Source organism: Archangium violaceum (assembly GCF_016887565.1).
GTDB lineage: Bacteria > Myxococcota > Myxococcia > Myxococcales > Myxococcaceae > Archangium > Archangium violaceum_B.
On sequence record NZ_CP069396.1, the window covers coordinates 7,722,423 to 7,737,266 of the forward strand.

Sequence of the window (14,844 nt, forward strand, 5' to 3'; positions counted from 1 at the left end):
GTCCGCCCCTTGCTCATGGGGAGCACGTCGTTGTCCCACCCATCACCCCGTTTCGCGAGTCACCCCCATGCGCATCTCTTCCTCCCTCTCCCTGCTGTCCCTGCTCCTCGTTCTCCCCGCGTGTGGCCCGACCACCCGCGAAGATGCGCAACGCCAGGCCACCGACTCCGCCTGCGACTACTACGATGAGTGTGAGGAAATCGGCTCCGGCGATGGCAAGGAGTTCCAGGACCGGAAGGAGTGCGAGGTGAAGGCCCGCGATTTCTTCCAGGGCGCGTGGACTGCGGACAACTGCCCCGCCATCAACGAGAAAGGGCTCGAGACGTGCCTGGAGCGCATCCGCACCACCTCGTGCTCGAGCGGGACGGACTTCTTCAACACCGCGTTCTTCGTCTGTGGCTCGGGCTCGGTCTGCCAGGACGCCCAGGACTGAGTGTTCGCCCGCTATAGTGGCGCGATGACGCAGTTAGGAGAGGCAGGCACGGTGGGCCGCTACCGGCTGGTGTCCCGCCTGGCGCGCGGAGGGATGGCGGAGGTGTTCCTCGGCGTCCTGCCCGGGCCCGAGGGCTTCGAGAAGCCGGTGGTCGTCAAACGCCTGCTGCCGGAGCTGGCCGGACAGGAGGCCTACCGGCAGATGTTCGCCCAGGAGGCGCGGCTGATGGCCACCTTCGGCCACGCGCACGTCGTCTCGGTGCTGGACTTCGGGCTGGAGGCGGGTGCGCCCTACCTGGTGCTGGAGTACGTGGAGGGGGTGGATCTGGCCCGGGCGCTCGCCGCGCGAGGACCGCTGGCGCCCCCGCTCGTGCGGCACCTGGGCCTGTGCCTGCTGCGCGCGCTCGAGCACGTGCACGGCCTGCGCGACACCCGGGGCGAGTGGCTGGGGCTCGTCCACCGGGACGTGAGCCCCGCGAACGTGCTGCTGGGCCACACCGGCGACGTGAAGCTGGCGGACTTCGGCATCGCCAAGGGGCTGCGCACGCCCTCGCGCACCGCGCCCGGCAGCACGCGCGGCACGCTGCGCTACATGTCCCCCGAGCAGGTGCGCGGCGGCCCCCTGGACGCGAGGGCCGATCTCTTCTCGCTCGGGGTGCTCCTCTACGAGGCGGTGGTGGGCCGCGGCCCCTTCGCGGCGGCCACGGAGGCACAGCTGCTGCTCGCCGTACGGGACGCGCGCCTGGAGCCCGCCGAGCACCTGCTGCAACGGGCTGGGCCGGCTCTGGCGGGCGTCCTCCAGCGCGCCCTGCGCCCCCACCCCTCCGAGCGCTTCGCCTCCGCGGGAGACATGGCGCGCGCCCTGCTGGACGTGGACACCGGCTCCGGGGCGGAGCAGCCCTGGCATGTGGCCGAGCTGGTGGCGGAGACGCTCGCCGCCGGGCGTACCCCGGGGGCCTCCGGGCCCGGGAAGAGAGCCGCGAGCCCGTTCTCCGCCGCCCTGCTCGAAGGCCAGGGGGACGAGGAGACGTGACGCCGGCGGTGCCCGTGCTTCCTCGCCCCGTGCCCTCCCGGACGGAAGGTGCTATGCACGGCGGGCATGTCAGGGCGTACCGAGCTCATCCCCGCGCAGACACCGGCCAGCGGGCTCTCCGTCCGGAGGGTGAACCTCGAGGTGTCGGCCGGCCCGGACGCGGGCACCACGGTGAGCAGCTCCGCCGAGAAGCTCACCGTCGGCACGGCCCCGGGCAATGATCTGGTGCTCACCGACACCACCGTGTCGCGCTTCCACGCCGAGCTGGTGCGCGAGCGTGGCGGCTACCGGGTGAAGGACCTGGGCAGCACCAACGGCACGAAGGTGGACCACGTGCGCGTGCAGGACGCCTATGTGGCGGACGGCTCCACGCTGACCTTCGGCGGCACCACGGTGCGCTTCTCCCTGGTGGCCACGCGGGACGTGTTGCCCCTGCACCCCGAGCCCCGCTTCGGCAAGCTGGTGGGCGAGAGCGCCGTGATGCGGGCCCTGTTCGCCCAGCTGGCACGCCTGGCCGCCACGGACGCCACGGTGCTCGTCGAGGGCGAGAGCGGCACCGGCAAGGAGCTGGTGGCCGAGGCGCTCCACCAGGCCAGCCCGCGGGCCTCGGGCCCCTTCGTGGTGGTGGACTGCGGCTCCATCCCCGCCGAGCTGGTGGAGAGCGAGCTGTTCGGCCACGAGAAGGGCGCCTTCACCGGCGCCACCCACGAGCGCCGGGGCGCCTTCGAGGCCGCCAGCGGGGGCACCCTCTTCCTGGACGAGCTGGGCGAGCTGCCCCTGGCCGTGCAGCCCAAGCTGCTGCGCGCGCTGGAGCGCCGGCAGGTCAAGCGCGTGGGCGCGGATGGGTACCGGAGCGTGGACGTGCGCTTCGTGGCCGCCACGCACCGCGACCTGCGCGAGGCCGTCAACCGCGGGCAGTTCCGCGAGGACCTGTACTTCCGGCTCGCCGTGGGCATGGTGCGCGTGCCACCGCTGCGCGCGCACCTGGAGGATCTGCCGCACCTGCTGGAGCACCTGTGGACGGAGACGTTCCGCTCGCTCGGCCTGCCGCCCCGGCCCTTCACCGCCCCCAGCCCCGAGACGATGCACCAGCTCTCCACCCTGCCCTGGCGCGGCAACGTGCGCGAGCTGCGCAACTTCGTCGAGCGCAGCGTGGCCCTCTCCGGCGCGCTGGATGCCTCGTTCCTCCAGGCGGCCAGCGCCCCGGCGGCGTCGGCCGGGGCCCCCACCGTGCGCGTGGAGCTGCCCTACAAGGAGGCCAAGGAGGCATGGCTCGCCCACTTCGAGGAGACGTACCTGCGCCAGCGCCTGGCGGCCTCGGGTGGCAACGTGAGCCAGATGGCGCGCGAGGCCGAGGTGGACCGGGCCCACGTCATCAAACTGCTACGCAAGCACGCGGTGCGCTGACGTCCATGACCTCTCCTCCCCTCGTGCCATGAAACCAGCTCCCATGCCGCGCTGCCCGACGTGCCAGAGCGAGTACGCGGAGGACGTCTCGTTCTGCCCCCGTGACGGCGCGGCGCTGCTGCCCGCCGTGCTGGAGGGCCGCTACCGGTTGCTGTCCCCGCTCGGCGCGGGAGGCATGGGCGTGGTGTACCTCGCCGAGCACCTGGGACTGCGCAAGAGCGTGGCGGTGAAGCTGCTGCGCGGTGAGCTGTCGAGAGATCCCACCTTCGCCCGCCGCTTCGAGCTGGAGGCCATCGCCGCCAGCCAGATCGGTCACGAGCACATCGTCAACGTGACGGACCTGGGCCGCACCCCCTCCGGTGAGCTCTTCTACGTCATGGAACTGCTGGAGGGAGAGAGCCTCGGGGCGCTGCTGCTGCGCGAGCACTTCCTCCCGCTGTGGCGCGCCGTGCCGATCCTGACGCAGGTGTGCCGGGCGCTCGAGGCGGCGCACGCGCGCGGTATCGTCCACCGGGACGTGAAGCCGCAGAACGTGATGCTCCTGCGGCGCCAGGGGCAGGCGGACTTCGTCAAGGTGGTGGACTTCGGCATCTCCAAGGTGATGCAGGGGCAGCCGGGCAGCGGACTCACCGAGGCGGGCGCCATCCTCGGCACCGCCAACTACATGGCCCCGGAGCAGGCTGCGGGTGGGACGGTGGATGCCCGGGCGGATGTGTACTCGATGGGTGTGCTCACCTACGAGGTCTGCACCGGCTCGCTCCCCTTCCGCGGGGACAACACCTTCGCCACGATGTTGCAGCACCTGGAGGCCACCGCCGAGCCTCCCAGCCGGCGCCGCCCGGACCTCGGCCTGCCGCCGGAGCTGGACGCGCTGGTGCTGAGCGCGCTCGCCAAGGACCCGGCCGCCCGCCCCACCCTGGAGACGTTCCGCGCCGGGCTGGAGGCCCTCGTCCCGGGCCGCGTGCCCCTCCAGCTCACGCCGGCCATGGCCACCGGCCCCGTGCCCGTGCTCCCGCCCGCCGCACCGCCCGCTCCGCCTGCCGTGACCGAGCCCCTCGAGCCCACCATGGTATCCACCCGGAGCCTGGAGCCGGTCCACCGTGCCAGGCGCGGCGGGCTCCTCGTGGGAGGAGTGGGAGTGCTGCTGCTCCTCGGCGGCGTGGGGCTGTGGACGGTCACCTCGCGCGGCCCGGCCGTGGAGCCCCCGAAGGAGTCCTCTCCCCCGCCGGCCCCGGCCCGTTCACGCCTGTCCATCACCTCGCGGCCCGAGGGCGCCACGGTGACGCTGGGCGAGCAGGTGCTCGGAGTCACCCCCCTGGAGCTGGAGCGCCCGGACGGAGACTCCGGCCCCCTGCGCCTCACGTTGGAGGGCCATCTCCCCGAGGTGCTCGAGCGCCTGCCCGAGGGCGATCGGCTGGACGTCACGCTGAAGAAGCCACCGCCGCCGCGCGCGCGGCCCGACAAGCCCCGGACTGGCAAGGCCCAGGACAAGGTCCAGGACCTCAAGCCCAACCCCTTCTGAACCGACGATGACCACCCGCCACCGCCGCATGTCCTTCCCGGCGCTCCTCATCGCGCTGCTGCTCGCCCTGGGAGGAACGGGGGCGAGCGCCGCCGAGCCCGGGGCCGCCCGCGCCGCCGCTCGCAGACACTTCGAGCGCGGAACCACCCTCTACCAGGAGGGCCGTTACGCCGAGGCCGCCGCCGCCTTCGAGGCCGCCTACCAGACGCTCGCCAACGGCGTGGTCCTCTACAACCTGGGCCAATGCTACGAGAAGCTCGGGGATCTCCAGCGGGCCATCGGCTACTACCGCGACTACCTGCGCATGGTGCCCGACGCGGAGGATCGGCCGCTCGTCGAGTCACTCATCGCCCGGCTGGAGAAGCGCTACGAAGAGGAGCGCCGTCCCCAGGTGACCGTCTCCAGCGAGCCCGCGGGGGCGCGAGTCCAGGTGGATGGCGAGGCGCGCGGGGTGACGCCCTGGAGCGACAAGCTGGAGGTGGGCCCGCACCGGCTCGAGGTGACACACGAGGGCTACCAGCCGTTGCGGCGCGACATGGAGCTGCGGCCGGGGGAGCCTCTCGAGCTCCAGTTGATGCTCACGCCCCTGTCCAAGAGCGGCGTGGCGGTCGAGAACCGCCCGGGACAACCGCGGCGGCGCGTCTGGACGTGGGTGGCCGCGGGCGCGGCGGGGGTGGCGACGGCGGGGGCGGTGACGCTCGGGCTGCTGGCGCGCTCCGACTCGCGGGAGCTGCTGGCCCGGCCGCACGAGCGCGCCGAGGCGCAGCGGCTGCACGACTCGGCCCTGGGCCGGGCGCGGGCCTCCAACATCCTCACCGGTACCGCGGGCGTGGCCCTGCTGGCGGGCACGGCCCTGTTCTTCGTCGAGGGGAGCTTCTGACGTGCGCGCATGGCTGATGGTGATGATGATGGCCCTGGCGGGCTGCGGCGTGCAGGTAACGGGCGCGCCGTGCCAGGACGACCTGCAGTGCCCGAGTGCCCAGCGCTGCACCCCCGAGGGGCTCTGCGTGGCGGGTGCCCGCTCCGGAGAGCACCTGCTCGAGTCCTGCCGCACGGCGATGGAGACGCTCGCCCGGCGTGCGGACCAGTGCTACGGCGGGAAGACACCGGAGAGCTACCCGCGGCTGGCGGACGCGGAGTCGGTGTGCGCCTCGGTGATGGCGAGCGTCCAGGCGAACCGGCAGGCCTTCGTCGCGGAGCGGTTCGGCGCCTGCGTCCGCCAGCTGCGCGACCTGCCCTGCGGCGCGATGACGCTCGACGACTTCAGCCAGGGCAACCTGCTGGCGCGCTGCGAGGCCCTGGAGCCCCAGGTGGAGGAAGGCAACCCGTGTGGCAGCAACCTGGACTGCCAGGGCGGCTGGTGCGACACGAACGCCGGCTGCACAGGCGTGTGCAAGCGCTACGTGCCCGCGGGGAGCGGGTGTGACGGCAGCGTGCCGTGCCAGCCCGGCTCCACCTGCTCGCTCAACGTATGCCGCGCGCATGCGAACCTGGGCGAGTCCTGCGCCTGGGGAGTGCGCTGCGCGCCGGAGGCCAATGCCGCGTGCGTGGACAACCGGTGCGTGGCGCGCAAGGCGTCCGGCGCGTGCAAGAGCGCCGACGAGTGCGAGCCCGGCCAGGCCTGCGTGAAGCCGAGCGTGGACGCGGGCCCGGACGCCCCGCGCGAGTGCCGCCCGGCCCGGGGCCTGGACGAGCCCTGCACTCCCGGCGCCTCCGAGTGTGGCGGCCTGCTCTACTGCGAGGCCGCCACGGCGCGCTGCCGTCCCTGGAGGGAGCTCGGACAGACCTGTTACGACCCGGATGGCACCAAGGAGGTGGCCCTCTGCCTCGGGAGCCGGTGCGCCTTCGGGGCCTTCCTGCAGCTCGTCTGCCAGCAGTACGTCGCCCCCGGAGGGGCCTGCTCGGCGGACGGGGACTGCGGCCCCACGGGGGCCTGCCGCAACAAGGTCTGCGTCACCACCTGGTGCCGGTGAGCCTCAGCGCGTGGAGTAGGACGCGCCGATGAAGGCGCAGTCCTTGGACTCGACGCCCCACTTCACCTGCGAGGGCGCGCTGCCGTCCAGGAAGGAGGAGCGGAAGTCCGTGTCCCAGCACTCGTTCAGCGTGACGGGGCTGGCGAGATCGCCCCCGGTGGCGCGCACGTCCGCGCGGCCCGCGCCCGTGGACGTCCAGCGGCTCTTGATGCTCCAGCGCTCCAGGGCCACCCGGGTCAGGTCGAACCAGTGGATGTTGGAGTCGGCGGCGAACTCGAAGGAGCCCTCGCCCCCGGGCACCTGACTGTAGCGGTAGGCGGCCGTGTCGGGCACGGTGGCATCGTTGACGAACTCCTTCAGGTCCACGTCCACGGTGACAGCGGCCGTGGGGTTGGGGCGGGCGTAGTGGAAGCTGACGCGGCCCTTCTTGCTGTCCTGGAACGGGAGGCGGGCGGCCTTGTCGTAGTCGATGTCGAAGCTGCCCTCGCCGTAACCCTTGATGGCCTTGCCGTTGTCATCCACCGCCACCGTGTGCGAACCGGTGATGATGGCGGCGTACTCGCTGTCGGCGGTGCCCCTGGGCTTGGCCTCCAGGGTGTACTTGAAGGCGTTGGGGGCAGTGCGCACGGCAGTGAGCTTCCAGGTGGTGCCCTCCCAGTCCTTGTTGTGCGGACCCCACACGGCGGTGGTGCCGTCGTCGGAGGTCGGCTCGAAGCCCGCCACGAAGTTGAGCGAGCCGAGCGTCCACAGGGTGACGCCGTTGACGAAGAGCACCGTGCCGCCAGTCACCAGCCAGGTGCCGGACAGGTCGCCCCGGGACTGTGCCCGCACGGTGGCGACGCCGTCGTCGATGCTCTGGGAGGTCTTCGAGGGCACGTCCAGCTTGGCCATCTCCTGGGAGGGCATGCCGTCCTTGAAGGACACCGTCTCGATCTGGGGGCCACCGCACGCGGCGAGAGAGAGGGAAGCCAGCGCGCCGAACATCTTCTTCATGAGAATTTCCTCGTGTTTGGGGGTCTCGCGCTCCCCATGAGCAAGGGGCGGACCAACGCCAAACCCGCGAAACGACGAGGCGGCGGTGCGGGGGTTGTAGGCTCGAAACAACAGGGAGCGCCGGGCCTGTAGGCCACCGCCAACACCCTCCCCGGCCAGCACTCGCGGCTCTCCGCGCGCGGCGTGCCGCCCAGGCCAACCGGCAACCCTCACGAGCCATGGCTACTGCTGTTCTAGGGTGGCGCCATCCCGAGGCGCTCGAGAAGGCTCCCGCGGACACGACCACGCCCACGAGGCCACTCGTCCTGGCCGGGCACGGCCATGTGATTGACGGGGCACGCCTCGACCTCCACGTCAGCACGTGGGTTCCGGACCTGGAGGCCCGTCGCCCTGAGTCCGACCGCTCGCATCTACGCGGACGGAGGCGTGCGGTCTCTGATGTGACGCGAGTCACAGGCGCCACGCGCCACCTCGCCGCTACCGCGATTCGTGGACACCACACAACACTCTGTGGAGGACAGTCCACACCAGACATGACGTCGCGTGACGGCAATTCCTCTCACTCAGGAATCATGAAACATCACACCGTCTCATCAATCAGGAAACAGAGGAACTCTTGTAATTTAATTTCAACACGAATACCCTGACATCATCCTATCGTTGGAGACACCTGGGGGTATTCGACATGAATCCTGTTTTGAATTGCGACGTGGGGATGTGGAGAGTGGCGTTCGTATGTCTCGCCTTGGTGGGCTGTGGCGACGGAGCGGTCGACCCTGTGCCGGCACCACTCCCCGAGACCACGACGCCGGCAGCGGAAACCGTGCCCGACTTCGAGTCCACGCTCGCCCCAGCGGGATGGGAGACAGTGGCGAACCAGTATCAGACCTTCACGCTGACCAGTCCGTCGACTGTCAGATTCGGTCAGGGGGATAGCTGGGTCACTCGAGAGCTGCCCGCGGGCAGCGTGTATTGCTTCTTCAATCCGGACCCCGCTCCGGGGCGGTTCAAGACGTGCCAGCGCAGCACGCCGCAGGAACCCGCGAGCGAGCCGGCGCTCAGCCCCGCGTGTGCCACGTTCTATTCCTCCGACTTCGCTCTCACCAGCACCCGCCAGGCCAACCCCATTCCCACGGTGGCGAAGCCCGCCAAGGGCGTGGCGGTTTCGGAGCCCACCTACAAGACATGCGTCGTGCGCGCCACCGACCACGCCGCTGACGGCGTGGCGGGCTTTACCCGAAACGACTATTCGCGCCGGCAGGCCTTCAACGCGAACAGCACGAAGCAACTGGTGTACGCCCTCGATGGATACTGGCATGTGTATGACGCCAACACCCGCGTGCGCCTGAAGAAGCTGTCGGGCCCGGGTGGCGACGCGGAGCCGCAGTGGCACCCGACGAACCCGGACCTGCTGTACTACCTGCCCACCAATGGCGTCGGCATGACGCTCCACGAGCTGAACGTGTCGACCGGGGCCTCCCGCGTCGTGGGCGACTTTGGCGCGAGGCTGAAGGCCCGGTGGCCGACCGCGGCGGCGGCATGGACGAAGTCGGAGGGCTCTCCCTCGGCGGACGGACGCTACTGGTGCTTCATGGTCGACACGAGCGACTGGAGCAGCGTGGGCGTGTTCACCTGGGACCGCGATACCGACACCATCCTGGGCTCGTACGACACCCACGGCGAGCGTCCCGACCATGTGAGCATGTCCCCGAGCGGTAACTCCTGTGTGGTGTCCAGCGACGGTGCGCTGGGCACGGTGGCGTTCTCGCGGGACTTCAGCAAGAAGACCCAGCTGCTCTCGAAGTCCGAGCACTCGGACCTCGCACTGGACACCAACGGCGACGACATCTACGTGGCCGTCGACTACCAGTCCAACGCGGGCGACGTGTTCATGGTGAACGTGCGCACGGGCGTGCGCACGGCGTTGTTCTCGACGTACGTGGGCGGCACCGCGACGGCGCTGCATGTCTCGGGCAAGGCGTTCGCCAGGCCCGGCTGGGTGGTGGTCAGCACCTATGCCGACTACGGCGGCGCCCAGCAGTGGCTGCACCGCAAGGTGATGGCCGTGCAGCTGAAGGCCAACCCGACCATCTACACGCTGGCGCACCACCGCACCGCATCGAACGGTTACTGGACCGAGCCGATGGCCAGCGTCAACCGCGACTTCACCCGGGTGGCCTTCAGCTCCAACTGGGGCAGTGGCAGCGCCACGGACGTCGACGCGTACGTGGTCGAGATTCCGGCGGGCGCGTTGAAGTAGGATCGCGGCCGCTGGCCAACGCATGAGGGCCCCACGGGGCCCTCATGTTCCAGCGCCGGAATGGAGATCGAACGAGCATGTCGAAGAACTCCCCCCCCGACACCGCGGAAGTCATGGCGAAGGTCAGGGCCGTGGCCGAACAGAAATGGAAGGAGTCGCTGGCTCCGAAGAACGCGAATCCGGCCGACGCCGCATTCATCGGCTGGCGGACCGACATCAGCGACCCTTTTCCGATGACATGGCCGTCCGTGGACGGGACTCTTGTTTTCTACGCTCTCGCACGGGGCATGAATCCCCAAGTGCTGCGGGACGGGGAGTTCGTTGGTCCCACCTGGGCCAGGATTACCTACTCGGCCCAGGACAAGAAGGCCGAGCTCACGCTCCTGGACGTCCGACTCGAGTCTCGCGGAGTCCAGGGAGTACGCCCCCTGCGACAAGAGGAGCTCGAGATTCTGAAGTCGAAACCGCTGGATTTCCTACTGGGTTCGCGGACGGCGGCCGCGGATCAGAAGCTCAAGTCTTATTACTGTCTTCAGCGCTCGCTCGGAAACATCCCGTCCGAAGCGGTCACCGCTCATGCGGCATTCTTCAAATGGCTCGACTGTGGAGCCTAGATCCGGAGACACGCGAGTACCGCTGCCAGCCTGACCGCCGTGACGTTCGGGATGAGGCGCGCGGCCTCAGCTCGCGGCGGACGCGTGGAATCGACCGGAAAACATCGCGGCGATCACGCCACCGTCGACGAGCAGGTCCGTGCCCGTGATGAACGAGGCGTCGGGGCCGAGAAGGAAGGCGGTCGCGTTCGCGATGTCGGCGGGGGTTCCGAGGCGTCCTGTTCCGGACGCGGCGACCATCGCCCGCATCATGCCGCCGTGCTCCCCGGCGAGCTCCTGCTGGCCCATCGGGGTGGCGATGACGCCCGGGCTGATGCTGTTGATGCGTGCTCCGCGTCCACCCCAGGCAGCGCTGGCGCCCTGGACACGGAGCTGGTTGGCGCGCTTGGAGAGGCCGTACGCCGCGGCGGGATGGGTCACGACTTCGGGCCGCACGAACGGCAGCTCGAGCAGCCCCTCGCTCGGCGTCATCCGGAGTGCGGCCTCCTGCTCAGGGGTCAGCGGTGCCGCCAGATGTCCTGCCATGCTCGCGATCACGACGCCCGCCCCACCGTCGGCCACGACGCGGCCGAACTCCTCCAGCACGAGCGCGACGCCGAGCAGATCGACCCGGAGGATCGCCTCGACACGCGCCTGGACCGGGGAGAGTCCGGCGGTGTGGATGACCTGCACCACCCTCCCCGCGGAACTGGCGGTCTCGGCGAGCGACCTCACCGATTCCCGCGACGACACGTCGACCCTCCGGGTCGAGACGTCGTGACCGTCGCCCCGCAGGGACGTCGCGACCGACTCCAGGGTGCCCTCGTTGAGGTCGGCCAGGAGAACCGTCCGCCCTGCTCCCTGTCGACGGGCGATGGCCTGCCCCATACCGCCCACACCAATCACGACGACGACTTCCTTTTTCATGGTGCTCCCTCGATTCGCGACATTCTCGAGACAAACATGGGGGGCCTCCGGCGGGGCTCAGGCGCTCACGCCGTGCCAGTAGCGAGAGGTGCTGCTCCTGTCGTGAGTTCCAGGCCCGCGAGCTCATCGCCCTTGCGCCAGCTCCGCAGGACGTCGATGAACTCAAGCGTGTCGCCTCCGAAGGGGGCGAAGCGAATCGCGCTCGGAGGGGGCCGGACTCCCTCGTTGTTGAGGTAGCCGGGCGTGCAGTCGACACCGCCGAAGGTGGCCCCCTTCTGGAGGCGGGTGAAGATCTCTCCCCACCACTGCTCCTGCGCCTGCTCCGTCGGTTCGATCATCTCGACGCCCCGCTTCAAGCAGCGCTCGATGATGTAGGCGGCGTGTTGCGCCTGCTCGCTGAGGATGTGAACGAAGTTGATCGCCCAGCCGCTCTGGGTCGGGCTGAACATCAGGAGGTTCGGATAACCGCGGCTGTGCATGCCGTGGAGCGTCGCCGGGCCGTTGGCCCAGCTGTCGCGCAAGGACTTGCCGCCGCGCCCGCGAATGTCGAAGCCCAGCCGGCGGGTGTATTCGCTCGAGACCTCGAAGCCCGAGGCGTAGACCAGACAGTCGACCTCGTATTCCCTGCCCTTCACCACCACGCCGGTGGGAGTAATCCGCTCCACGCCCTTGCCCTCGGTATCCACGAGCTGGACGTTGGGACGGTTGAACGTGTCCAGGTACTCGTCGTGGAAGCAGGGCCGCTTGCACATCTGGTTGTAGTAGGGCTTGAGCGCCTCGGCCGTCACCGGATCCTTGACGATGGCCTCCACCCGCGCGCGGATCTCCTCCATCTTGCGGAAGTCCGCCAGCTGGCGGAGCTCGGCCGCCTCCTCGGGGCTCCTGGCACGGCGGCTCGCGGTATCATCGAAGATATAGGTCCACCCGTCCCGCACCAGGTCGACGTCCTGCTCGCGGCCGGAGACGAGCGCGGTGAAGTTGCGGATGCGCGCCTCCTGCCAGCCGGGCTGGAGCGTCTTCACCCAGCTCTCGTCCGTCGGCCGGTTGTTCCGCACTCCAACGCCCGAGGGCGTACGCTGGAAGACGTACAGCTGTTTGGCCGAGGCACCGAGGTGGGGGATCGCCTGGACCGCGGTCGCGCCCGTTCCGATGATGCCCACGCGCTTGTCGGCCAGCTTGTGCAGCCCGCCCGTGGGGCCGCCGGTATAGGCATAGTCCCACCGGCTGGTGTGGAAGCTGTGGCCCTTGAAGGTCTCGATCCCCGGGATGCCAGGCAGCTTCGCCTTGTGCATCACTCCGCCGGCGATGATGACGAACCGTGCCGCGAGCTTGTCGCCCCGGTTGGTCGTGATGTTCCAGCGCCGGGCGTTCTCGTCCCAGTCCATCTGCTCGACCTGGGTCTGGAACAGCGCCGACTTGTAGAGGTCGAACTGCCGGCCGATCCGCTGGCAGTGGGCGAAGATCTCCGGCGCCTTGGCGTACTTCTCCGTCGGGATGTAGCCGGTCTCCTCGAGCAGCGGCAGGTAGATATAGGACTCCACGTCGCAGGCGGCGCCTGGATAGCGGTTCCAGTACCAGGTGCCGCCGAAGTCGCCACCCTTCTCGACGATGCGGATGGAGTGGACTCCGGACTGGCGCAGCCGCACCGCCGACAACATGCCGCCAAAGCCACCGCCGACGATCAGCACGTCGATCGTCTCGATCACCACCGGACGGGTGAAGCCGGGCTCGACGTAGGGATCCTTGTCGAAATCCGCGTAGAGGCCGCTGAGGTCTCGGTACTGGGCGTTGCCGTCAGGGCGCAGCCGCTTCTCGCGCTCGAGCCGGTACTTCTCCCTCAACGCTTCCGGAGAGAACGAGGTCACATCCTTCTTCGTCGCATTCATCCGCACACATCCTTCTCGGAAAGCGCAAGGCCTTCCATCTTGATACGTCTGGCCCGATGACTGATTCGGGATTCTGGTCAGTCCCGGGCGTGCGAACACCGCACCACGCGCGCGCGGGAAGAGGCCGAGGGGCGATTCAGCTCTTGCGGCGCGGCGTCGTGCCGGCAGGGGCCAGGCCGCGGATGAAGACATCGAAGTAAGCGTCCAGGGCCGCCCGCCCGTGGGCGTCGAAGCCCTGCGTCAGACCCTTGATGCTGAGTCCCGCGAGGGATTCCACAAGCCCCACGGCCACCTGGTGGGGGTCGGTGACGGCAAACGCCCCTTGGGTGTTGCCCTCGATGAGGATACGGGCCAGCAGTGCCTCCTCCATCCGCTGGTGCTCGGGCAACAGGCGCAGCGCGTGCGAGTGCATCTCCAAGAGCGTCTCGATCCGCAGGCGCTGGCCGTGCACCTGGCGTGTGAGCTGCTCCAGCTTGCAGCTGATGAAGGCGCGCACCTGGGCCTCCGGGGTCTTGGCACGACGTATGGCCGCCTCGAGTTCCGCGACGCGTTCCACGATATCCCGCCGGAGGCACGCCTCGAACAGCGCCTCCTTGCTGTCGAAGTGCAGGTAGATGCTGCCCTTGCCGACACCCGCGAGACGGGCAATGTCCTCCATCGCGGCCTTCTTGAAGCCGAAACGGGTGAAAACCTCGCCGGCCGCGTTGAGGATGGCTGAGCGAGCCTCGGAACTCATGACTGGAATCCTAACCTGGTCACTGGGTCGGCGCAAGTCACCCAGCCGATATGGGCTGTAGGCCGCCTGCCTACCAGGTGGGGACTCCCTGCGGCCTGCTTCAAGGCCGCGTATCGGACTGCCCCAGGATGCGTTGGAAGTAGCGGGCGATGAAGTCCGCGAAGGCTCGCACCTTGGGAGGCGTGAGCCGCCGGTGGGGGTAGACGAGGTAGATGTGGCGGTCGGTCACCGGATGATCGGTGAGCAGTGACACCAGGGCACCCGAGCGCAGTTCCTCCAGCACCAGGTAGCGCGGCAGGTTGGCGATGCCGCGACCCTGGAGGGCCGCCTGTCTCAGGATGAGGTTGTTGTTGGCCACGAAACGCCCCTGGACCTTCACGCTCCGGGTGCCCTCCGCTCCCTGGAACTGCCACTCCCGCACCACCCGGCCGGGCTTGAAGAGCAGACAGTCGTGCCGGGCCAGGTCCTCTGGCGAGCGAGGCCTGCCGGCACGTTGGAGATAGAAGGGATTCGCGCACAAGACGCGCTCCTCGGCCGCCAGGCGCCGGACCACCATCGCGCTGTCCTTCAAGGTGCCGGCGATCCGCACCGCGGCATCGAAGCCCTCCTCCACGAGGTCCACCACCCGGTCGCTCGCCTCGAGCTCCACCTGCACCTCGGGGAAGGAATCCTGGAACGCCGCCGCCGCGGCTCCGACGTGGACTTCACCGAGCACGGTGGGGACGGAGATGCGCAGGGTTCCCTTCGGGCGCTCATCCAGAGCCGCCATCTCGAGCCTGGCGTCTTCCAACTCCCCGAGCACCCGCTGGCAGTGCTCGTAGAAGATGCTGCCCGCCTCCGTGAGGCTCAGATGATGGGTCGTCCTCCGGAGCAACCGGCTCCCGAGCCGCTCCTCCAACTGGGCCACCTGCTTGCTCACCGCGGAGGGCGTCAGCCCCAACCGTCTCGCCGCCGCCGAAAACCCCTTGTCGTCGACGGCTCGCACGAACACCACCAGGGGCATCAGCCCCTCGAGAAGCACCGGGCTCTGCTTTTTCCGTTCAGGCACAAGCGTTTTTCCTGGGGCCCACGTTCGCAACCGC

Annotated in this window: 13 protein-coding genes; 8 read left to right on the forward strand and 5 right to left on the reverse strand. The window is 69.4% G+C overall.

Annotation, left to right across the window (positions count from 1 at the left end):
• Window positions 1-67: 67 nt before the first annotated feature.
• The 6 genes from JRI60_RS30630 (at window position 68) to JRI60_RS30655 (ending at window position 6,367) form a co-directional block, all read left to right on the forward strand.
• Complete coding sequence (locus JRI60_RS30630) at window positions 68-433, forward strand: DUF6184 family natural product biosynthesis lipoprotein (protein WP_204219472.1); 366 nt, start codon at window positions 68-70, stop codon at window positions 431-433.
• Window positions 434-457: 24 nt separating this feature from the next.
• Window positions 458-1,465, forward strand: coding sequence for a serine/threonine-protein kinase (locus tag JRI60_RS30635; RefSeq protein WP_204219474.1), 1,008 nt, complete (start codon window positions 458-460; stop codon window positions 1,463-1,465).
• A gap of 66 nt (window positions 1,466-1,531) precedes the next feature.
• Window positions 1,532-2,872 carry a sigma 54-interacting transcriptional regulator gene (locus JRI60_RS30640; RefSeq protein WP_204219475.1) on the forward strand — a complete coding sequence of 447 codons (1,341 nt, stop codon included), beginning with the start codon at window positions 1,532-1,534 and terminating at the stop codon, window positions 2,870-2,872.
• Window positions 2,873-2,900: 28 nt separating this feature from the next.
• Entirely contained in the window at window positions 2,901-4,394 is a 1,494-nt protein-coding gene (locus JRI60_RS30645) for a serine/threonine-protein kinase (protein ID WP_204219477.1), read from the forward strand.
• Window positions 4,395-4,401: 7 nt separating this feature from the next.
• Window positions 4,402-5,274: a PEGA domain-containing protein gene (locus tag JRI60_RS30650; protein ID WP_204219479.1), complete on the forward strand. Its 873-nt coding sequence runs from the start codon at window positions 4,402-4,404 to the stop codon at window positions 5,272-5,274.
• Between the two features lies 1 nt (window position 5,275).
• Entirely contained in the window at window positions 5,276-6,367 is a 1,092-nt protein-coding gene (locus JRI60_RS30655; protein WP_204219481.1) for a hypothetical protein, read from the forward strand.
• Window positions 6,368-6,370: 3 nt separating this feature from the next.
• Here JRI60_RS30655 and JRI60_RS30660 read toward each other — a convergent pair whose 3' ends face one another.
• Window positions 6,371-7,360 carry a hypothetical protein gene (locus tag JRI60_RS30660; RefSeq protein ID WP_204219482.1) on the reverse strand — a complete coding sequence of 330 codons (990 nt, stop codon included), beginning with the start codon at window positions 7,358-7,360 and terminating at the stop codon, window positions 6,371-6,373.
• 823 nt (window positions 7,361-8,183) lie between these two features.
• Between JRI60_RS30660 and JRI60_RS30665 the strand changes: the two genes are divergently transcribed.
• Together JRI60_RS30665 and JRI60_RS30670 are read left to right on the forward strand one after the other, a co-directional pair.
• Window positions 8,184-9,620, forward strand: a complete 1,437-nt coding sequence (locus JRI60_RS30665) for a hypothetical protein (protein WP_239469807.1) — start codon at window positions 8,184-8,186, stop codon at window positions 9,618-9,620.
• A gap of 77 nt (window positions 9,621-9,697) precedes the next feature.
• Window positions 9,698-10,234 carry a hypothetical protein gene (locus tag JRI60_RS30670; protein ID WP_204219484.1) on the forward strand — a complete coding sequence of 179 codons (537 nt, stop codon included), beginning with the start codon at window positions 9,698-9,700 and terminating at the stop codon, window positions 10,232-10,234.
• A 66-nt stretch (window positions 10,235-10,300) separates the two neighbouring features.
• Here JRI60_RS30670 and JRI60_RS30675 read toward each other — a convergent pair whose 3' ends face one another.
• From JRI60_RS30675 to JRI60_RS30690, 4 genes are all read right to left on the reverse strand, one after another.
• Window positions 10,301-11,140 (reverse strand): SDR family oxidoreductase, encoded by an 840-nt coding sequence (locus JRI60_RS30675; RefSeq protein ID WP_204219486.1) that lies wholly within the window; start codon window positions 11,138-11,140, stop codon window positions 10,301-10,303.
• Between the two features lie 65 nt (window positions 11,141-11,205).
• The gene (locus tag JRI60_RS30680) at window positions 11,206-13,026 is read right to left on the reverse strand and encodes a flavin-containing monooxygenase (protein ID WP_204219488.1); all 1,821 of its coding nucleotides are present in this window, start codon (window positions 13,024-13,026) and stop codon (window positions 11,206-11,208) included.
• A 136-nt stretch (window positions 13,027-13,162) separates the two neighbouring features.
• Window positions 13,163-13,762 carry a TetR/AcrR family transcriptional regulator gene (locus JRI60_RS30685; protein ID WP_204219490.1) on the reverse strand — a complete coding sequence of 200 codons (600 nt, stop codon included), beginning with the start codon at window positions 13,760-13,762 and terminating at the stop codon, window positions 13,163-13,165.
• A 100-nt stretch (window positions 13,763-13,862) separates the two neighbouring features.
• On the reverse strand, window positions 13,863-14,810 hold the full coding sequence (locus tag JRI60_RS30690; protein ID WP_204219492.1) for a LysR family transcriptional regulator: 948 nt from the start codon (window positions 14,808-14,810) through the stop codon (window positions 13,863-13,865).
• Window positions 14,811-14,844 lie beyond the last annotated feature (34 nt).